20 protein-coding genes and 1 pseudogene are annotated in these 20,728 nt (G+C 45.8%); 17 read left to right on the forward strand and 4 right to left on the reverse strand.

What is annotated here, in order from left to right; all coding sequences use genetic code 11:
• On the forward strand, window positions 1-1,027 hold a 1,027-nt coding region (locus ACDQ55_RS20460; RefSeq protein ID WP_420983505.1), incomplete at its 5' end, for an RHS repeat domain-containing protein.
• Between the two features lie 10 nt (window positions 1,028-1,037).
• A complete protein-coding gene (locus tag ACDQ55_RS20465) occupies window positions 1,038-1,307 on the forward strand; it encodes a hypothetical protein (protein WP_420983506.1) in 270 nt (89 codons plus the stop codon).
• Between the two features lie 70 nt (window positions 1,308-1,377).
• On the opposite strand, the pseudogene ACDQ55_RS20470 reads toward ACDQ55_RS20465, so the two are convergent.
• Window positions 1,378-1,659 (reverse strand): annotated as a pseudogene (locus ACDQ55_RS20470) (helix-turn-helix domain-containing protein); the annotation flags it as partial.
• Between the two features lie 259 nt (window positions 1,660-1,918).
• Between ACDQ55_RS20470 and ACDQ55_RS20475 the strand changes: the two are divergent.
• The 4 genes from ACDQ55_RS20475 to ACDQ55_RS20490 all read left to right on the forward strand — a co-directional run bounded on the left by ACDQ55_RS20475 (window position 1,919) and on the right by ACDQ55_RS20490 (window position 5,634).
• Window positions 1,919-2,578 (forward strand): PIG-L family deacetylase, encoded by a 660-nt coding sequence (locus ACDQ55_RS20475; RefSeq protein WP_420983507.1) that lies wholly within the window; start codon window positions 1,919-1,921, stop codon window positions 2,576-2,578.
• Window positions 2,575-3,717: a glycosyltransferase family 4 protein gene (locus tag ACDQ55_RS20480; protein WP_420983508.1), complete on the forward strand. Its 1,143-nt coding sequence runs from the start codon at window positions 2,575-2,577 to the stop codon at window positions 3,715-3,717. Before ACDQ55_RS20475 ends, ACDQ55_RS20480 begins: the two co-directional genes overlap by 4 nt.
• Before the next feature lie 2 nt (window positions 3,718-3,719).
• Entirely contained in the window at window positions 3,720-4,904 is a 1,185-nt protein-coding gene (locus ACDQ55_RS20485; RefSeq protein WP_420983509.1) for a glycoside hydrolase 100 family protein, read from the forward strand.
• 85 nt (window positions 4,905-4,989) lie between these two features.
• A complete protein-coding gene (locus ACDQ55_RS20490) occupies window positions 4,990-5,634 on the forward strand; it encodes a hypothetical protein (protein ID WP_420983510.1) in 645 nt (214 codons plus the stop codon).
• Between the two features lie 11 nt (window positions 5,635-5,645).
• Here ACDQ55_RS20490 and ACDQ55_RS20495 read toward each other — a convergent pair whose 3' ends face one another.
• A complete protein-coding gene (locus ACDQ55_RS20495; RefSeq protein WP_420983511.1) occupies window positions 5,646-6,911 on the reverse strand; it encodes a hypothetical protein in 1,266 nt (421 codons plus the stop codon).
• A 116-nt stretch (window positions 6,912-7,027) separates the two neighbouring features.
• Here ACDQ55_RS20495 and ACDQ55_RS20500 point away from each other — a divergent pair, with 116 nt between their 5' ends.
• Window positions 7,028-7,603 carry a GNAT family N-acetyltransferase gene (locus tag ACDQ55_RS20500; protein ID WP_420983512.1) on the forward strand — a complete coding sequence of 192 codons (576 nt, stop codon included), beginning with the start codon at window positions 7,028-7,030 and terminating at the stop codon, window positions 7,601-7,603.
• 140 nt (window positions 7,604-7,743) lie between these two features.
• Here the strand turns inward: ACDQ55_RS20500 and ACDQ55_RS20505 are convergent, their stop codons facing one another.
• Window positions 7,744-8,247: a hypothetical protein gene (locus tag ACDQ55_RS20505; RefSeq protein WP_420983513.1), complete on the reverse strand. Its 504-nt coding sequence runs from the start codon at window positions 8,245-8,247 to the stop codon at window positions 7,744-7,746.
• Between the two features lie 227 nt (window positions 8,248-8,474).
• Between ACDQ55_RS20505 and ACDQ55_RS20510 the strand changes: the two genes are divergently transcribed.
• The 9 genes from ACDQ55_RS20510 to ACDQ55_RS20550 are packed head-to-tail and all read left to right on the forward strand — an operon-like array spanning window position 8,475 to window position 16,167.
• Window positions 8,475-9,614, forward strand: a complete 1,140-nt coding sequence (locus ACDQ55_RS20510) for an NAD(P)/FAD-dependent oxidoreductase (RefSeq protein ID WP_420983514.1) — start codon at window positions 8,475-8,477, stop codon at window positions 9,612-9,614.
• Window positions 9,605-10,318: a methyltransferase domain-containing protein gene (locus ACDQ55_RS20515; RefSeq protein WP_420983515.1), complete on the forward strand. Its 714-nt coding sequence runs from the start codon at window positions 9,605-9,607 to the stop codon at window positions 10,316-10,318. Before ACDQ55_RS20510 ends, ACDQ55_RS20515 begins: the two co-directional genes overlap by 10 nt.
• Window positions 10,315-11,367: a type III polyketide synthase gene (locus ACDQ55_RS20520; RefSeq protein ID WP_420983516.1), complete on the forward strand. Its 1,053-nt coding sequence runs from the start codon at window positions 10,315-10,317 to the stop codon at window positions 11,365-11,367. The genes ACDQ55_RS20515 and ACDQ55_RS20520 overlap by 4 nt, the downstream gene beginning before the upstream one ends.
• Complete coding sequence (locus ACDQ55_RS20525) at window positions 11,361-12,131, forward strand: SDR family oxidoreductase (RefSeq protein WP_420983517.1); 771 nt, start codon at window positions 11,361-11,363, stop codon at window positions 12,129-12,131. Before ACDQ55_RS20520 ends, ACDQ55_RS20525 begins: the two co-directional genes overlap by 7 nt.
• Before the next feature lie 3 nt (window positions 12,132-12,134).
• Entirely contained in the window at window positions 12,135-12,581 is a 447-nt protein-coding gene (locus ACDQ55_RS20530) for a 3-hydroxyacyl-ACP dehydratase FabZ family protein (RefSeq protein ID WP_420983518.1), read from the forward strand.
• Complete coding sequence (locus ACDQ55_RS20535) at window positions 12,574-13,851, forward strand: beta-ketoacyl-[acyl-carrier-protein] synthase family protein (protein WP_420983519.1); 1,278 nt, start codon at window positions 12,574-12,576, stop codon at window positions 13,849-13,851. Before ACDQ55_RS20530 ends, ACDQ55_RS20535 begins: the two co-directional genes overlap by 8 nt.
• A 10-nt stretch (window positions 13,852-13,861) precedes the next feature.
• A complete protein-coding gene (locus ACDQ55_RS20540; RefSeq protein ID WP_420983520.1) occupies window positions 13,862-14,116 on the forward strand; it encodes an acyl carrier protein in 255 nt (84 codons plus the stop codon).
• Window positions 14,113-14,682 (forward strand): 4'-phosphopantetheinyl transferase superfamily protein, encoded by a 570-nt coding sequence (locus ACDQ55_RS20545; protein ID WP_420983521.1) that lies wholly within the window; start codon window positions 14,113-14,115, stop codon window positions 14,680-14,682. The genes ACDQ55_RS20540 and ACDQ55_RS20545 overlap by 4 nt, the downstream gene beginning before the upstream one ends.
• Window positions 14,683-14,733: 51 nt before the next feature.
• Window positions 14,734-16,167 (forward strand): GDSL-type esterase/lipase family protein, encoded by a 1,434-nt coding sequence (locus tag ACDQ55_RS20550; RefSeq protein WP_420983522.1) that lies wholly within the window; start codon window positions 14,734-14,736, stop codon window positions 16,165-16,167.
• A gap of 79 nt (window positions 16,168-16,246) precedes the next feature.
• Here ACDQ55_RS20550 and ACDQ55_RS20555 read toward each other — a convergent pair whose 3' ends face one another.
• Entirely contained in the window at window positions 16,247-18,205 is a 1,959-nt protein-coding gene (locus ACDQ55_RS20555; protein WP_420983523.1) for a sialate O-acetylesterase, read from the reverse strand.
• Between the two features lie 356 nt (window positions 18,206-18,561).
• Between ACDQ55_RS20555 and ACDQ55_RS20560 the strand changes: the two genes are divergently transcribed.
• Window positions 18,562-20,637, forward strand: coding sequence for a copper-translocating P-type ATPase (locus tag ACDQ55_RS20560; RefSeq protein WP_420983524.1), 2,076 nt, complete (start codon window positions 18,562-18,564; stop codon window positions 20,635-20,637).
• The last annotated feature ends 91 nt before the right edge of the window (window positions 20,638-20,728 follow it).

Genomic DNA, 20,728 nt, shown 5'->3' on the forward strand with positions numbered 1-20,728 from the left:
CTTCCGGATAGATAATTTTACGTTGAATGGGTATGTGACGCCAATTGATAGTAGTGTTTATAATAGTGTGCCAGGTAGGTATAGGTATGGGTTTAATGGGAAGGAGAATGATAATGAGGTGAAAGGTGAAGGGAATCAGCAGGATTATGGGATGAGGGTGTATGACCCGCGGATAGGGAAGTTCTTAAGTGTGGATCCGTTATCCCCGGAGTATCCTGAATTAACGCCCTATCAGTTTGCAAGTAATAGACCTATTGACGCAGTTGATATCGATGGAGCAGAGGCAGGGCATTGGGATCCAGTCAGGGGTGTTTGGATGGCACCGTCAGATGCTATCCGACATCCGCTTCCACCAGGTGCTTATATGCCATCGGCGGGTGCAGCTGAAGGAGGTGTTAAAAGGAATTGGGCATTAGAAGCAGCTGCGCCGTTTGCAGCTGCTGGAGCTGTTATAGCTGATGGTTCTGCAGGTTTTCCTGTTATGAGGACAGTAGGAACAGTATTAACGGTTGCAACAGTTGCTGATTTATATTCCAGTATGCATATTGCAGGTAATGCAAAAGATCCAATTGTTAAGGAAGAAAATGAAGCAAAGGCAAAGCAGGATGCAATTGAACTTGCTGTAGTTTGGGGTGCTGGAAAAGCCATGAACGAAGCTGGGAATATGCTTAAATCAACTTCGGTGATATTAAGTAAATCAGAGCGTTTAGGTATTTTCATAAATAGATTGAAATCTGCATCAGCAGCAAAAAATCAGGAAGAAGCACTTAAATTAATAAATTCAACTTTAGATAAAGTAGAAGATGCTTATAGTGGTGTGCCCAAAGCTCCAGGGATTCCTAATAGAGATGATGGAAGAATGTATGGTATCTTAGACAAAAAGTATGTTATAACTCAGGAGGATGGTACCATGATTGCGAATACAAAAGGGAATAGAATCATTTTGGAGAAAGATGGAGGATTTAAAATACAAAGTAAGGATGGGACCAAAACCTTTTTAGATAAGCCAGGAACACCTCCAAAATAAAAATATTTGAATGGTTAATAAAATAGAATTTACATCCTTTGTTGAATCTCTATTTAAAGAGAAAAAAGTACATGTACAGAATTTTGATTCTGGCTGTGTAATGCTTGATGTATATATTAATGAGATGGATATGCTAGTTTTGCAAATAGAGGATACCTTAATAGGGGTCTCCTTAATTAAAGATTATATTAATCATATAGATCTTAGTACTATTAGCGATATAACATTTTCTTCAAATGAAGAAGCGGAAAACTATCTAATTAATTTAGGAATAGATTAAATATTTCTCATTTTAATAAGTGAAAGGCCCAGTGTTAGCTGGGCCTTTCACTTATTAAAATGAGAAATATTTAATGGGTATATGTTTGTTTAGTTTTAACATCCCTGATAAAGGCAGCGATAACCCGCAGTAATGCCGCTTTATCTTCCCCTGGTAGCGTCTCAATCTCTTTAAAATATCTGATTACTTCTGCATCATGGAGTGCAGCGCTGGCTTTGTCAGTAGAGCTACCGAAAATTAAATAATCCACAGAGGTATCCAGCGCCTCGGCAATCTTCCTTATTACTTCCGCGGGAGGTTGCGCACCTTTAGTCTCATAGCGTCCTATCTGGACGTATGAAATATCTACTTTATCAGCAAGTGTCTTGTCCTAAAATAGGGTTACACAAAAAACCTAAAGAATGAAAAAATTATCAGACGAGAATCAGGTTATTATGCTGAGGTGAACATTTGAAACTTAATCCTTAATCACTGTGACACACTTTATGTAATACTACCAAAGACTTCAATATCAATATAGCCCCAACAGAAAATAGATTACTTTGTTAGCCTCCATAAGTTTCCTTAACTTTAAGAACCTTGTTTTAACCTGCCCATTAAATATAGTAACCATGAGCGCAGAAAACCCTTTAGCAAAGAAAGAAAAATCAGTAGCCGTAATTGTTGCACATCCTGACGATGAAATGTTATGGGCCGGCGGTACTATTTTGTATCATTCTGCCTGGGAATGGACCATTGTAAGCCTTTGTAGAGGCAAAGATTCCGACCGTGCCCCCAAGTTCTTCAAAGTTTTACAGGCGTTAAACGCAGAAGGGGTGATGGGTAATATGGATGATGGTCCGGAGCAGGCCCCTTTACCTGACTCAACGGTAGAGCATGAAGTGTTATCGTTGCTGCCGGCCCAGCATTACGACCTCATTATTACGCACCATCCTCAAGGGGAATATACCCGGCATCGTCGTCATGAGGAAACGAGCCGGGCCGTGATACACTTATGGCAACAAGGAAGGATAAAGGCGGCCGAACTGTGGGTATTTGCTTATGAAGATGGTGGCAAGGCTTATTATCCGGAAGCTGTGCCGGAGGCAACTATTTATCATGTGCTCAATAAGGAAATATGGGAACGCAAGTATGCTTTAATGACTAATACATATGGATTTAAGGAAGACAGCTGGGAAGCAGCTACTACACCAATAGCGGAGTCGTTCTGGCGTTTTACTGACGCAGCAGAGGCCCTTCAATGGCTAAACAGTTTATTACCTGAAATATGAAAGTATTATTGTTGTATGATTACCCGCCGGCACCTGGAGGCCTGGCCACGCAAGGAGATTTATTATGTCAGGGCTTAAGGTCTGTAGGCGTGGAAGTATATTCTGCGCATTATGATTCTCCATTGGAAAAGGAATGGTACTACCGGCATTTTCAGCCGGATATTGTGGTAGGAGTGGGCTACTGGGGGTATACGCCCCAGTTGGTGCTTCATCCGCAAAAATACGGGGTACAGCCAGTACCATGGTTGGTAGCCAATGGATACATTGCCAATTACCAGGAGGTATTGAATAAGTTGCCGCTCATACTTGTTACTTCCAATTGGGTAAAGGAGATGTATGTAAGGGATGGTATTAAGGGTGATAACATTGTAGTATTGCCTGTAGGATGTAATACCGGTAGTTTTACCCCCCTCTCCAAAGATCATCCGCAGGTAAAAGCCGTGCGTGATTCGTTGGGAATAGCGCCGGATGAATTGATGTTACTGACCGTGGGCGGCGATGCCTGTTCTAAAGGCGCCAGGGAAGTGATGCAGGCGCTGGCGCAATTGGAAGGTAAGGTGCCCAAATGGAAATATATCTGTAAAGTATGGCCCCAAACCCGTACGCAGATCCAGAATGCGGCCGATCAGGAGCTGGCAGAACAGTTGGGTATACAAGACAGAGTACATTATGTAACCAGTATTGTGTCAAGAAATTATATGCCCTATCTTATCAATGCTTGCGATATTTACCTGGGGCCTTCCCGCCTGGAAGGTTTCGGTATGCCACAGGTGGAAGCCGGTGCTTGCGAAAAGGCGGTGGTAGGCATTAACGCGATGGGCATGCTCGACACCCTGGTACATGAAGAAACAGCATTGCTGGCCGGAGTGGCAGAAAAGATCGTGATAGGAGAGGTTACGCTGGGTCGCGAATCCGGTTATGCCGATAACCATAAAGTTATATTTGAAACACCCCGGACGGTCGACTATCGCGCTGATGTAAACGATATCAGGGAATATCTGTTAAAATTAATGAACGACGAAGCATATCGGGAGAAACTGGGCAAAGCTGCCCGGCTGCGGGTAACCGAAAAGTTTGATTACCGCGCAGTGGCCCGGCAGTTTGTACAGTTGGTGAATGAAAAATTAAATCTTCATTAAACATGGACACTTCCACCTGGTTAACCATCACTGAAGCGAAAGCAGCAGCTTTACGCGTATTGCTGCATAATGTTAAGGGGCCTTTTCAAGGTCTTCCCCGTACTGCCGGTTGGGGATACCCGGAACCTTACACAAGGGACCTGTTATTGTCTTTTTTTGGCGTGGCAGTAACGGGAAATGAGGTATTGCTCCGCAGTATTAAAAAAGTGTTGTCAACGCTGGCCAAAAATCAAACTCCACACGGACATATCTCTTCATTGGTACATGATAAGGAAGACCTGGGTTCCAGTGATAGTACGCCTTTGTTCTTGCTCGTCACAGGAATGTACCGGCAATTGACAGGTAATCATCAATTTCTTCAAAAGGCGGTCAATAAGTCGTTGCTGTGGATGGAGTACCAAAGCCCGTCCGGCCGCTACCTGGTAGCCCAACAGCCTACAAGCGACTGGCGGGATGAACAATGGGTATTGGGCTATGGCCTTTTTGTGAATACATTGGTGTATAGTTATTTGCGCGTGCTCGGGCAGCATGAACGGGCCGACCTCTTAAAAGAGGATATGTGCCGCTTTACTATTACTGGAGGAGTACAACACCACCATGTGCATGAAGGACTCAAAGTAAAATATAAGCCCTATTATGCCATGTGGTCTTATAAAGTGATGTGTAGTGAGCGCTTTGACCTCCTGGGCAATAGCCTGGCCATCCTGTCGGGACTGGCCTCGCCTTCAAGGGCAGCAGAAATGGTGGCCTGGATAGAAGAAGAATGCCAGGCACTTAGAAAAAAAGGCTTGCTGGCGGTAAATCTGCCACCTAACTTCTTCCCCTATACGAACCCGGGGGATAACGATTGGCACGAACGGTATGCTATTTATAATAATCCGGGCGACTACCACAACGGAGGGATCTGGCCTTTTGTTTGTGGCTTCTATGTGGCAGCCCTGGTGGCAGCTAAGAAATATAAACTGGCAGAAGAAAAGCTTGTTGAGTTAACCCGCATTATTAAAATTTCTAATACTGGTAAGGTAGATTATGGCTTTAACGAATGGTTGAAAGCCCAGGATGGTTCTGCAAAGGGGCAGGAATGGCAAACCTGGAGCGCTGCCCTGTACTTGTATGCTGTAAAATGTGTAGAAGAAAGAAGAACACCATTTTTTGAAGAGATGCGTACCAATATATACGCCTCCTGAATTAATTAACTTAACTTAAACGGCTATATTTATTCATAGATAGATGTTAACTTGCAGCGTGTTTTTCATCCCTAAATCTATGAATATGAAAATGGTTGTATCCCTTTTATTGTTAACCACCTTATCCTTATCTCTTGTTTCCTGTAGCAAATTGTTGGAAATGTCTGCACCCGACCCTGGAGCTATCCGGCCTGGAATTCCTTCCCCGGTTTCCGATAGTAGCGCTGGCGGTGGCAATGCCCATAGTATGGAAGGCGTTTGGACGTTCGTTGGCGTGGTTGTGAACAGCAGTACCAGCAGTGAGCAGATAGGAATGAAATTGGTTTCTTCTTCCGTATACACAACTACTAATAATGGTGGTGTTTTTACCATCGATAGTAAAAACATTTCTTTTAAAGCATTAACCTACACCATGAACGGGATATCCAGAATGAGTTTGTATAATTCCAATGGTTCCTTGTTCCAGGAAAGTATCTTGCCCATCGCTGGCGCAATGCCGCCTTACGATGGCGCTGCAACTTATCATAAACTTACTGCAGATTCCATTGCTATGGAAAATAGTTTTGTACAGTTGCCGGATAACAGTGGTATATCTACACAGGCTATGCCTGCGAAAGCTTTATGGAATGGAGATACGCTGATATTAAAAATATATATAAGTGCTGGTAGGAGCAGTGATAATACGCTTATAACAGGTACCGAAGTACTAAAGTTGGTACCTAAAAAATAATATGGGCCGTATTACTTTTTCTCCGCATCAGCCATTGACCATATAGCTTTGATGGTGGCTTCATTGTTCATCCCATCCGGGCAATTTTCTGAGTGGGTGTTGGCCCGGTATTTTAGCCGGGGTTTATCCCATCCCAGCGTTACTACCCGGGTAACGGGCATTTGTAAATGTCCGTTGCTATCGTGGGCAGCTATCCATTCATGCGCATATTGTAACCAACTGTTGCGGTAACCTTCCGGTTGCTGGTAAAACCAACTGATTTCATCATAACCCCAGGGATAAATGGTGGTGGTATCAGGTACGCCCGGGTGCCGGCTGATCCCGAAATTATCCAGTTCTACCAGGTAGGGCATCGCAATGGCTGGCCAGCCGCTAGGACTCACGGCACCTTGGCTTCTGCCAAAAAGGGCGTCGGTGAAGCCTACCTCCAGTACACCCTGTTGCGGATGTGCCGGCACTGATTTAATGCGTAGCGGGAATGAGTTGAAGTCGAGCAGGCTTTTACCTTTGGCTACCATGCCGCCGGAAGGCGTGTGGGCGTCCAGTAACACCCAGTGGTGCCGGGTATGTGTGGTAGCGTAGGCGCGTACTTTATCCAGGAAGATGGCCCAGTGGCTGAGGTCTGGGTCTTCCATGCCAATAAGGGCGATCTGACCGAGGTGCAAGGCTTCGCATCCTACGTTCATATAGGTGCCGGCGAGAAACATAAACCATAATTGCGTTTCCTGACGGGTAATATCTGGTACACTGTTGCCTTTGCCCCAATGGTCTATCAGCTTGCCTTTCAGGTTCAACATATCATTATAACGGAAATGCCTCTCCGCTGGTGGCAGCCCCAGCGCCTCGAACGTCCAGGCAGGAATAGGAAGCGTATTTACCTGTTCACTGATTTGTTCGAACAGGGCCGCCTGGAAAACTACTTCGGGGTCGCGTTGCTGTACTTCCTGCACTAGGCGGCGGGCATTATCCAGGTAGTCTTTGTTGTTGAGTACAGACTCGCTTCCCCAGCGGTAGATGGCCCTGCCTATAAATTTGGCGCCTATATGCAGGATCAGCCGTATATCATCTTCCTTATAAGGGTAAGGGGCATCTGAAGCGTAAGGGTCTACCGCCAGGAATTCCGTCATGGTAACGGCATGGTTAAGATAATATTCCAGCGTAGCCCGGGAAATGCCCTTTTCATTGAAGGTTTGCGTTTGCCCGTGGGTAGAAAGAGTGCTGATCAAAATGGATGCTGCCAGCAATAAGGCTGCCGGATGTTGAGTATTGAATAACATGTCGTGGAAAATATTATTTTAAGGTACTGCTTTTTGAACCGGCGCCGCAATATTTTGGATATACGGTATGTCACTTTTTAAGCTATATTTAGTTTAATAAAAGCCTTTTATAGCTTATGAAGCTTTTACCTGATAAATTCCCCGTATTGCCTACCCAACGATTGCAATTGATAGAGATTAAACATACTCACCAGCCAGACCTTTTTTATTTGTTGACCGATAAGCGGGTCACTGCCTATTTTCCTGTAGTGCCATTGGGCGAAGTAGCGGAAGTGCGGAAGGTGGTAGACCTTTTCAGGCAACGGTTTAAAGATAAGCAAGGTATCCGCTGGGGTATTGCATTAAAAGGGAGCCAGGAGCTGATCGGAATGATCGGCTTTAATAATATTATACCAGAACATAAGGCTACAATGGTATATGCGTTGGTGCAGGAGTATTGGGGGAAAGGGTTTATATCGGAGGCGCTAACGGCTGTCGTGGATTTTGGGTTCAATGATTTAGGTTTGGTACGCGTAGATGCCGAAGTGCTGCCAGGTAATCAGGCATCGCAAAAAGTATTGGAGAAAAATGGTTTCCTGCATGAAGGATTGCTGCAACAGTGGATGTGGTGGGATGGTAAAGCTTTTGACATCCATATGTATGCGAGGAGCCGTAAAGGTTGGGAAAGTGGCCTGGTTCCGGAAATAGCATAAAAGAATCAGGGCGTACTGGCGGCTAATTTGCTTTCAGCACACCCCGTATCTGTTTATGATATGGCATAATTGGCCATACCGGCGCTTAACAAGGTAAGGACGAATCAGTAAATATAACGGGAATCTATAAACGGGATGACTTAGGCTTTGGTAGCTATGGCTTTTTTAGCCGCGACTTTCTTGCGGGAATGGGCTTTGGCAGGAGCTTTTGCGGGGCTGCTTTTAGTAGTGGCTGTTTTAGAGGATGCAGTTTTGGAAGGCCGGGTAGCATTCAGGCCGTTTTTATGAGCCTCATCTTTTTTATGTGTTCCTCTTTTTACGGGGCTTTTGTCTGTGGCGGCTTTCTGCACGTGATGTTGGTCTGCGCCGTTTGCAGCAGCATGTACTTTGTCTGCTTTTGCAGTGGCAACAGTAGTGTGGCCTTTAGCGCCTGCAGCAGCTTTCTTCCCATTGGTGGTGGGTTTGGTTTCCTTGTCGGAAAGTCCCGCAATCATAGCCTTGCTGGCCTTTTTAATATTCCGGAAGAATTTCTTCTCACCCAGGTTCTCTTTTAAGTCACCCAGGGCAGCGGTCAGTAATTCAGCTACTTTTAAACTAGCTTCCTTTTTAAGATGTTTGCCGTGTGGCTTTTTGGAATCGGTCATGGATACAAATTTTTAACAATTTCATACAAAATTAACAATTAAATAATATTGTCGATGTTAAGTTTTTTAATTTGTTGATTTTAAAATAGATGTATAAATGGAAAAAGAAGAATGCCTAAAATAGGCAGACTTAAATTTATCAGCTGTTAACAAGGATAAATTCGTTATCTTAGAAAGAGTTACCGGCAGATGGCTGGAGCTTGTTATTATTTTTAACCATATGGGGTATGGGCGCAAGAGATGTCATTATTATCGGAGGAGGCCTTTCGGGGCTCACCAGCGCTATTCATTTATCGAAAGCGGGGTTACAGGTAACCGTAATAGAAAAAAATCAATACCCCGCCCATAAGGTGTGCGGAGAGTATGTTTCCAACGAAGTATTGCCTTACCTGCAATCGTTGGGGGCAGATCCGGCTGTTTTACAGCCTGCCCGGATCAGTCGCCTCATTGTGTCGGGGCATAGTGGCAAAACATTGGAAACAGCGTTACCGCTGGGAGGTTTTGGTATCAGCCGTTATGCTTTTGATGAATACCTGATGCAGCAAGCATTAAAAAATGGGGTAGTCCTGATCACCGATACGGTCACGAATATCTTTTTTGAGAACAACCGTTTTTTTATTGATACCAGCGAGCAAGGCGTACTTTCGGCCCCGGTAGTATTAGGGGCTTATGGGAAAAGGGCGGCACTCGATCTGAAGCTCTCCAGGGGCTTCATTCAGGAGCAATCGCCCTGGTTGGCGGTAAAAGGGCACTACAGGGGGGATTTCCCGGCAGATACCGTTGCCCTGCATAATTTTGATGGCGGATATTGTGGCGTATCCAAAGTAGAGAACGGCATCCTGAATATCTGTTATCTTGTAAGTGTTGAGAGTTTTAAACACTATAAAGATATTACTGCACACCAGGAGCAGGTGCTATACCGCAACCAGCATCTGAAGGAGATTTTTGAAAGCAGCAGCGCCCTGTTCGTAAAGCCGGCAACCATCAGCCAGATTTCATTTGCTGAAAAAGAAAAGGTGTGGAACCATGTGCTGATGACTGGCGATACCGCCGGGCTTATTCATCCCCTTTGCGGTAATGGTATGGCTATGGCTATACAAAGTGCACAAATAGCCGCAGAAAGGGTATTGGAATATTTTAATAATGGTTTGCAACACCGCGCGGCTATGGAACAAAGCTATGTGAAGGCCTGGAACAAAATGTTCAGCGGACGTATGAGAACCGGCCGCATTTTATCCGCGTTATTCCGTAATGAAAAACTCTCGGCCACCATGATGAAAGGACTGATCCTGTTTCCCGGTCTGTTGCCGGGCATTATCAGGCGTACCCATGGAAAACCCTTAAAAGCAGTACCTGAATGCGTATAGATACCCGGCAAAGAAGCCTGGCGCCTGAAGTTATGGACGATTTTAATATGGAAGGTGAACAATTGAAAGTTACCCTCAATAAAATTGCACAGATCAATAAGCTATTGGGCGGCAACCGGATTACGTTGAATGGTGTGAATACCCTTATAAAATCGCTTCCATTAGAAAGGGAGATTTCCATACTCGATGTAGGCTGCGGTAATGGCGATATGTTGCGGTTGTTGGCAGATGTTGGTAAGCGTAGCCACAGGCGTTTTCGTCTCACGGGTATAGATGCTAATCCGGCTACGGTGACGTACGCGCGGGAATTGTCCCGGGCATATCCACAAATTCAGTATTATTGTCAGAATATAATGGACCCCGATTTCCAGGAGCAACACTTTGATATTATTTTGTGTACACTCACCTTACACCATTTTCAGGAAGAGGAGGTCCGCCTGCTGGTAACTGTTTTCCACCGTCAGGCAGGCATTGGGATTGTCATTAACGACCTTCAGCGGAGCGCTTTGGCTTACCGGCTGTTCCAACTCATTGGCGTCGTGTTTAATCTGAACCATATGGCGCGCAACGACGGACAGATATCCATACTCCGGGGATTCAGAAAAAAAGAGTTACATCAACTGGCAGCAGAACTACATATTGGCGCTTATTCCTTACAATGGAAATGGGCCTTCCGATATCAATGGATAATCAATACTATATGAGCGTTAAAATACAGACTGTCGCGAAAGCCCTACCTGCTTATACCAGGTCTACAGCGGAGATACTCCCTTTTTTAGATATTTGGTTAAACGGACAGGAAGAACGCTTTATCCGTAAGGTAAAAAAGATCTTCGAAAACGCTGGCGTAGATAACCGTTATGCAATTATGGGGCCCCAAGAGGTGTTCACCAGAACGTCTTTCGAGGAAAAGAATAATATCTATATGCGCGAGGCCATTGCGTTGGGCCGTACCTGCCTGCAAGGCGCGCTGCAAAAAGTGGGCTTGCAGGGTACAGATATCGATTATATTATAACGGTAAGTTGCACGGGTATCATGATTCCTTCCCTGGATGCTTACCTGATCAATGAACTGCAACTCCGGCAAGACATCGTAAGATTGCCGGTTACAGAAATGGGCTGTGCTGCCGGTGTATCGGGGATCATTTACGCCAGGCGTATGCTGCAGGCCAACCCGGGTAAGCGCGCCGCCGTTATCGCCGTAGAGTCGCCTACCGCTACTTTTCAACTGGATGATTTTTCTATGGCGAATATTGTCAGCGCCGCCATCTTCGGGGATGGGGCGGCTTGTGTAATTTTATCTTCCTATGAAAATGATTCCGGCCCGGAAATTATTGCTGATGAGATGTACCATTTTTATGATGCTGATTACCTGATGGGATTTCAACTCTCTAATACCGGTCTTAAAATGGTATTGGATATTGAAGTGCCGGAAAAAATTGAAGCACATTTTGGCGATATTGTACACCCCTTTTTGGAGAAACATCACCTCACTATTGCAGACATCAACCATTTGATCTTTCATCCCGGTGGAAAAAAAATTATTAGCCTTGTAGAAGAATTATTCCGGAATATGGGCAAGAAACTGGACGATACTAAGGAAGTATTGCGTATGTATGGGAACATGTCTAGTGCCACCGTGTTATACGTGTTGGAAAGATTTCTGGAACAATCGTTGCCCAAGGGGGATAAAGGGCTGATGCTGAGTTTTGGGCCAGGATTTTCTGCACAGCGAATTTTGTTACAATGGTAAAAGAGTTTGACGCTTACTGGGCTTTGGTGCTAGGCGGCAGTAGCGGGCTGGGATTGGCTGCTGCCCGCAAACTGGCGGCGCATGGCATGCATCTTTGTATTGTGCACCGCAATACCCGGGTAGAACTGGAAGCTGTGCAACAGGCTTTTGCTACGATCCAGGGTGTGCAGTTGCTGTCTTTCAATATAGATGTCATGAACAGCGAAAAACGCACGGAAGTATTGCAACAGCTGCAAAATGCCATGGGGCAACAGGGAAAAGTACGCTGCCTGCTGCACAGCATTGCCCGTGGTAACCTCAAAACTTTGCCTGCTTTGCAGGGCGACGACCTTAATACCACCTTGCAGCATATGGCGGTGAGCTTATACGATTGGTCGGCGGAGGTATTGCAGCGGCAATTGTTTGCAGCGGATGCCCGCATCCTTTCCTTTACCAGTGATGGCAGTTATAAAGCGATGCCGCATTATGCAGCTGTATCTGCTGCGAAAGCTGCACTGGAAGCAATTACAAGAAGTATGGCGCTGGAGTTTGCCCCCTACGGTATCCGGGCCAACTGTATTCGTGCAGGTGTTACCGATACCGCGTCTTTGCAAAGGATTCCCGGTAATCAGCAGTTGATGGCTTATAGTCAGGAAAGAAATCCATTTCAACGCCTCACCACCCCGGAAGATGTGGCCAATGTGGTATACCTGCTCTGTAAAGAGGAGGCTGCCTGGATTAATGGCGCTATTATACCGGTAGATGGGGGAGCACATATTCATTAGGCTATGACAAAAGAAGCCGTACTCCATTACTTGCCTTATGCCCCACCTTTTCTGTTTGTAGATGAATTAGAGTCGATAGATGAAGAAAAGGTAAGCGGCATTTACACGTTTAAAGCTGATATGCCTTGCTACCAGGGGCACTTTAAAGGGCGCCCTATTACTCCCGGTGTACTGCTTACAGAAGTAATGGCGCAAACCGGCGTGGCTTGTCTCGGTATTTACTTGTTAAGGGAACAGTTGGGCCAGCAGTTACCCGCTGTAGCAATGACCTCCACACAGATCGATTTTTACTTGCCAGTGCTGCCGGGAGAAACGGTAAAAGTGCAGGCAGAGAAAATATATTTCAGGTTTGGTAAACTAAAGTGCCGTGTCGCGCTGCGCAATGCTGCAGGTGAACTGGCCTGTGAAGGCATTATTGCCGGTATGATCATAAATAATGCGCATGAATAACAGGGTCGTGATAACAGGTTTAGGCGTAGTAGCTCCCAATGGCGTAGGGGTGCCCGCTTTCGGCGATGCTATCAAAAAAGGTATATCCGGTATCCGTTACAGTGATCAGCTGGCAGCCCTGAATTTTTCTTGCCAGATAGCCGGAAAACCAGAAGTGCCGGAAGCCTTGCAACAACAATATTTTGAAGAGCTGGAGCTAAAGCACCTGAATAGCTCTGGTATATTGTATGGTGTAATAGCTGGCATGCAAGCATGGGCAGATGCAGGCTTGCCCTTGCCTCAGGCAGATTCGCCCGACTGGAATAGCGGTACCGTTTTTGGCGCCGGAACTTCCGGCGTCGATAAGTACAGAGAGGCTATTTATAAAGTAGATGAACTGCAGGTACGTCGTTTAGGCAGCACCGTAGTGCCACAAACTATGGCCAGTGGCATCAGCGCTTTTTTAAGCGGTAAGTTAGGACTGGGTAACCAGGTCACCACTAATTCCTCTGCTTGCGCTACTGGTGCAGAGAGCTTGCTATTGGCTTACGACCGTATCCGCCAGGGATATGCCACACGCATGCTGGCAGGCAGTACCAGTGATGGAGGACCCTACGTATGGGGCGGTTTTGATGCCATGAAAGTATGCACCTTTAAATACAACAACCTGCCGGCTGCAGGGTCGCGACCCATGAGCGCTTCTGCCAGCGGCATAGTACCTGGCAGCGGCGCCGGCGCTTTGTTAGTGGAGTCGCTTCACAGCGCCTTGCAACGGAAAGCTACCATCTACGCAGAGGTGCTGGGAGGAAATGTTAATTCCGGCGGCCATCGCAATGGTGGCACTATGACAGCACCTAACCCCGCCGCCGTACAACGTTGCATTGAGGATGCCTTGCGGTATGCTGGTATACAAGGGGCGGATATTGACCTGATCAATGGACATCTTACTGCTACAGGGAAAGACGCGGAGGAAGTGAGAAATTGGTGCATAGCCCTTGGTCGCAGGGGTATGGATTTCCCTTATCTCAATGCTTTAAAGTCAATGATAGGCCACTGTCTTAGCGCTTCAGGCAGCATTGAGCTGGTGGCTACTGCACTGCAGCTTAAAGAAGGGTTTATATTTCCTAATGTGAACTGCGAAGACCTTCACCCGGAAATATCTGCCCTGGTAGACGTCTCCCGCATTCCACAACAGCTAATTTATAAAGACATCAATATAGCAGCTAAAGCAAGCTTCGGTTTCGGAGATGTGAACGCCTGTGTGATATTAAAAAAATACCTGCCATCATAAATAAGATAACATGGATCAAGTAACATTTATAGCGCAATTAAGAGAAATCGTAAAACCATACGCCAAAAATCAGGAGGCGTTGGCAGAGATCAATGCTTCCACCGATTTTATCAATGACCTGAAAATTAATTCGGCTAACCTGGTAGACGTGGTATTGGACGTTGAGGAAAAATATGATATCGTTATACAGAACGAAGAAATGGAGCGCATGTTGAATGTACAGGCAGCTATGGATATTGTGGAAGCGAAGTTACAAGAAAAATGATCGGCAATGATATAGTAGACCTTCAGGTGGCGGAAAGAGAGAGCCGCATCCATCGCCGCGGTTTCCTGGACAAACTTTTTTTGCGCGATGAACAGGCATTGATCTTCCAGGCAGCGCAGCCCGCCGTAATGGTATGGATGCTCTGGAGTTGCAAGGAGGCCGTTTATAAAATTGTGCACCGGCGCACCCGGGAAAGGAAGTATGCGCCTCTCCAGTTTAATTGCCGCTTACAGCAGGAGGCCAATACGGCAGCAGGTACCGTGCATTACCAGCAAGAGCTTTATTATTTCCAGAGTTGCTTTAACGCAGCAAGGATACATACTTATGCTGCCGGTAGCCAGGAATGCCTACAGCGCCTACAAGTATTTACCATCGTTAATCAACAGGAGGAAGATGTTTCCGGGCTGGCCCGCCAGGCGATATTGCCTGACGGGTATTTTTTTTATAAAGATGAAGATGGTATTCCATATATCCATTGCAGTGGTAACGGAAGTATGGAGCCTGTATCGGTGAGCCACCATGGAAGGTACCTGGGAATAGTTAAATTATCAGGGTATGGAATATAAAATGGATGTATTAATTTAACGTTCACATTATTCCACGCATAATTTTTAAATATGACATTCAGGTACCTAACGCTGCTATTAGCGTTCATCTACACCATTCCCGTTTTTGCAGACCAGGGTAAACCCGTAAAAATTGCTTGCCTGGGCGCCAGCATCTGTTATGGATATGGACTGGAACATCCGGAAACCCAATCTTATCCCGCTCAGTTAGGGCAGCTGCTGGGAGCAGGCTATCAGGTAGTTAACTATGGCGTGAGCGCTACCACTTTACTGAAAAGTGGGGACCATCCTTACCGGGAAACGCCGCAATATAAAGCAGCATTGGCTACTAACCCTGATATTGTGCTCATCGACCTGGGAGGCAACGATAGTAAACTTGTGAACCGGGTGCACCTGGATCAATATGAACAGGATTATAAGGAAATGATCAGCGCTTTCAGGGAGCTGCCTTCCCATCCCCGTATTATCCTGTTACAGCCCATTGTTTCTTTCGAAAAAGATACTAGCGGTATCTGGGACCCGGTGATCTCCATGCAGATTTTACCTAAAGTAAGACAGGTTGCTTACGACGAAAACCTTGAACTGGTGAATATGAACGCCCTGTTTATCGGTAAACCAACACTTATGCCAGATGGTATCCATCCTAAACTAGACGGCACTACGCGGATGGCTAAGGCCTTGTATGAAGTAATCCATCCGGCCAGAGACACTGGGTATAGTATCATTCCACGGTTACCCGGAGATCCTGTTATTAGTTCTTTTTATGGCTACCGTTGTGCCGACTTTACTTACAAGGGCCGCAACTGTAAAGTAGTAGCGCCTAAATTTGCCACTGTTGGTCACCCCTGGATATGGCGTGCACGTTTCTGGGGCACTGAGCCCCAAACTGATATCGCTCTACTGGAGCGGGGGTTTTATGTTGTGTATTGTGATGTGGTAGAATTGTTTGGTAATAAAGAAGCCATAGCTGCCTGGAATAACTATTACGCCCTGCTCCATAAATTGGGCCTGGCGTCTAAAGCCGTGATGGAAGGCATGAGCCGTGGTGCAGTATATCTGTATAATTGGGGTATACAAAATCCCGATAAAATCGCTGTTGTATATGCAGATAATCCGGTAATGGACCTAACCAGCTGGCCTGGTAGCGAATACAAAAAGAATATGGCAGATAAAAGTGATTGGGAAATTTTTAAAAGAGATTATGGGTTTACCGGCGACAGTGCGGCCCTGGCTTTTAAAGGCAGTCCATTATACCATGTAAAGGAAATTGTAAAAGGCAACTACCCTATGTTGCATGTACTTGCAGATGCAGATATTGACCTGCCGCCAGTAGAAAACACCCTTCCTTTTGAAGAAAAAGTAAAAGCGTTGAATGGTAATATCACGGTGATGCATAAACCGGGTTTTGGGCATCATCCCCACAGTTTTCCCGATCCTACGCCGATAGTGGATTTTATTTTGAAAGCGATGGGGCGGTTGGACTAACTGTAAACTATTCTAATGAATTTGAGCAGATGACGGAAATTGTATGGAGGGCGGTTATATGCCCTCCATACAAAAACAATTACCGCACACTATATTTTATATTTTCTGTAATCCCTTTCCAGCTATCTGTGCGGAAAGGGCCTGCAGGAAATCCTTCTTTATTGAATAGGTTATCTTCGATGTTGTCATCTGCCCAGCCATAGCGCACGGCCACTGGCGCATCCACTGCCATTGAAAATACGATTACCTGATCTCCGTCTACATACGCCTGGGCGTAGTGGAATTGTTGATCAGCGCCAGCTACTTCAAAGCCCCGGATATAACCATATTTGTCGTGCACAACAAGGCCGCTGCCGATGTTGCTGAAGTGGATGGTTACCTTATTGCCGTTTACCTGCATCGATTGATATACCGGGCCAGCATATACGTTGTTTTGCCCATAGGTATCGTGCAATGCTATTGCTGCCAACCTTTTCCCCACCTCTTGTTTGTTTTTGGGGTGTATATCATTCGTTTCACCGATGTCTGTAATAACGGCCATACCGGTATTGGGTATACGGAGAGTTTGCGTTTGCGCTTCTCTCAGTTCAGCCCAGCTGCTCCCGTTTTTACTGTTGCCATTGGTGGCATTGTAGCTGGCCAATTGTACAAAATAAAAAGGGAAATCGCCTTGCTGCCACAGTTTGCGCCAGTCGTTGATCAGCAAGGGGAATGTTTGCCGGTATTGATAAGCCCTGCTGGCGTTGCTTTCTCCCTGGTACCAGAGCACGCCTTTAATAGCCAATGGCAGGATAGGGTGTATCATCGCGTTATACAACAGGGAGGAGCTGCTATTAGGGCCTACATTAGCGGTAGGTTTAATAATTGCTACCTGGAAAGCCCAATCACCGCTCAGGGGTACCTGGTGGTTGTTTACCAGCAATTGCAATTGGTCTTCCGGCCCAGAAAATCCGCCATTGCCGCCGGTATCTTCTATGCTCACCGCAATTACATTTTTACCTGTTTTGAGCACGCCTGCGGGAATTTGATATACCCGTGGAGTATTGTATGCGTGTGTGCTGCCTACCTTTGTTCCATTCACATAGGTAATATCGTTATCGTCTATATGACCTAGGTACAGGGTGGCCGCTTTGCCGGCATCAGCTTCGCTGAGTTGGATATTTTTGCGGAACCATACGATGCCATCGATGTCTGGTAGCTGTTGCTGTTCCCAGGCGCCGGGTACTTTCAGCTGTGGCCAGGATTGGTCTGTCGTATTTTCGGTGTACCAGCTGGCGGCCATAGCGCTATCCGGCAAGCCATTTTGCAGGGATTGCACTGTTTTAAACTGTTGGTTCCTGCTGGCAGTAACAAGAGAATCCAGGTTCAATACCGGTGTGTTTTTAATCAGTTCTCCAAAAGTTTCGCTGCCGGCTAATCCTTCACGGCTGATCCATGTTTCCGCAATTGTGCCTCCCCAGGAGGTATGTATGAGTCCTATGGGCACATGTAGTTGTTCATTCAGTGCTTTGGCAAAGAAATAGCCTACTGCGGTGAAATCGCCGGTAGTTTCCGGATTGGCTGCCATCCAGGCGCTTTTCAGAACGTCTGTTTTGGGGATGTTGGAGATATCTTTCGGCAAATAAAAATGTCGTATAGCTGGGTTGGCAGATTGTGCTTTTTCTTTTTCAGCGTTGATAACCCCGTTTACATGGAATTCCATATTGGATTGTCCGCTACAGATCCATACATCTCCCATCAATATCTCTTGTAAAGTGATGATATTACTGCCTTTAACGGTAAGGGTGTATGGGCCGCCCGCTTTTTCAGGGTCCAGCGATGTTTTCCATTGTCCATTTTTATCTGCCCTTATGGTTTTTATCTGCTGATGGAATTGTATGGTGATTTTTTCATTTTTATCTGCCCAGCCCCATATTGGGATGGGTTTGTCGCGTTGTAAAACCATGTTGTTCCCAAAGATATTGGGCAAACGGACCGTTGCAAAGCTAAATGTACTCATCAGGCTGGCTACCAGTAGTAGCGCTGTTTTTTTCATCATTGTGGATATTTTTATTGCTGTAACAGTGGAATCGTTATGCTCCTATAAATGTAAGGAAGGCATCTATTATTTTTTTAAATATTTGTGAAGAGGCTTCCCTTAAAATTATATACAATTTATACTGAATAATGTAACAAATCCCCCCGGCGCTGGTGGTAGCTTTGCATAAAATCAGTTATTATGTTTACGGCGCTGTCAGTACAACCCACTGTTGTACGTAGCAACAAAAAAATAAAAGAATCTTTCCCAGTACTAGAAATGACCTGTGCAGCCTGTGCAGTAAGCGTAGAGTCGATGCTCAGGTCTGTCCCGGCGTATCTGATGCCGGTGTTAATTTTGCTAATCAAAGCGCCTGGGTGCAGTATGATTCCGCCAGGGTAGCCCCCGAAGTACTGCAACAAAGTGTACGGAGTATCGGCTACGACCTGTTGATCAATAAAGAAAACCAGGAAGAAGAACACGCAGCTGCTCTTCAACGGCATTATCAACAGATAAAACAACGGACCATTTGGTCGACCACCCTGTCTTTGCCTGTGGTGGTTATTGGTATGTTCTTTATGAACATGCCTTATGGTAATTATATCATGATGGCGTTGGCTACCCCTGTAGTGTTTGTATTGGGCGGGCAATTTTATATTAATGCCTGGAAACAAGCCCGCCACGGCAAAGCCAATATGGATACGCTGGTAGCTTTAAGCACTGGCATAGCCTGGCTGTTCAGCGTTTTCAATACTTTATATCCGGAATTTTGGCACCAGCGCGGATTACATGCACATGTATATTTTGAGGCCGCTGCAGTGGTGATTGCATTTATTTCTCTCGGAAAATTACTGGAAGAAAAAGCGAAATCCAACACCTCTTCTGCAATCAAAAAATTGATGGGCCTGCAGCCTAAAACAGTATTGAGGGTAGAAGCATCCGGGCAAATAGAGGAAATACCGGTTGCCCAGGTACAGGTAAACGATCTGCTGTTGGTAAAGCCGGGAGAAAAGGTGCCTGTTGATGGTAAAGTAACAGATGGCGGTTCTTATGTGGATGAAAGCATGATCACCGGAGAGCCTTTGCCAGCAAACAAACAACCCGGTGATAAGGTATTTGCCGGTACCATTAATCAGAAAGGTAGTTTCCGTTTCCGGGCAGAAAAAGTGGGGGCGGATACCTTGCTGGCACAGATCATCCGGATGGTGCAGGAGGCGCAAGGTAGTAAAGCACCTGTACAAAAACTGGTAGATAAAATTGCCGGTATCTTCGTGCCGGTAGTAATAGGCATTGCGGTGATCACCTTTACCGCCTGGATGATATTCGGCGATGAAAATGCATTTACACATGCTTTGCTAACCTCTGTTACGGTATTAGTGATTGCTTGTCCCTGTGCATTGGGATTGGCTACGCCTACCGCTATCATGGTAGGCGTTGGTAAGGGGGCGGAAAATAACATCCTTATCCGGGATGCGGAAAGTTTGGAACTGGCTCATCAGGTAAATGTGCTGGTATTGGATAAAACAGGTACTGTTACTGTAGGTAAACCAGCGGTAACCGACCTGATCTGGTTTACCAGCGATGAAACGGCACATGCGCTTTTGTATACGCTGGAGCGCCAATCCGAGCATCCTTTAGCTGATGCAGTGGTAACTTATCTACAAGATAAAAACGTACCCGCGGTTCCGTTAGAGCACTTTGAAAGTATTACTGGACAAGGCGTAAGTGGCTACTATAATGGTCGTGCTTATTATGTAGGTAATATACAATTAATGATATCCAGGAATGTAATGATCAGCAAAGAGATTGCGGCTAAAGCAGCCGCCTTGCAGGCAGCCGCTCAAACGGTGGTGTTTTTTGCGGCAGATACTTTGCTGGTAGCTGTCATCGCCATTTCGGATGCGATAAAGCCCAGTTCCAGGGAGGCAGTAGCTACCCTGCAGCAAAATGGTATAGAAGTATATATGCTTACCGGTGATAATGCGCATACGGCTGCTGCGGTGGCGCAACAGGCAGGTATCCGCCATTACCGTGCAGAAGTGCTCCCTGCTGATAAAGCGGCTTTTGTAAAAGCATTGCAGCAAGCCGGAAAAGTGGTGGCCATGGCCGGCGATGGTATCAACGATTCCCAGGCACTGGCTCAGGCAGATGTGAGTATTGCCATGGGCAAAGGTTCAGATATTGCAATGGATGTGGCCAAAATGACCCTTATTACTTCTGATCTGAATAGCATACCCAAAGCGTTGAAGTTATCTGGTAAAACAGTGCATGCGATTAAACAAAATCTCTTCTGGGCTTTTATATATAATGTGATCGGTATTCCCCTGGCTGCTGGTGTTCTTTATCCTTTCAACGGATTTTTGTTGGACCCAATGATTGCCGGCGCTGCAATGGCCCTCAGTTCTGTGAGCGTGGTAAGTAATAGTTTGCGGTTGAAGGCTACTAAACTATAATTATATAAAAAGTTGCATGAATTGTATAACAGTTGGTTGTTGGCACTCCTGTAATTTTACATGATCAAATTAAACGGATAAAAAACATACA

It is taken from the genome of Chitinophaga sp. 30R24 (assembly GCF_049056765.1).
Lineage (GTDB): Bacteria > Bacteroidota > Bacteroidia > Chitinophagales > Chitinophagaceae > Chitinophaga.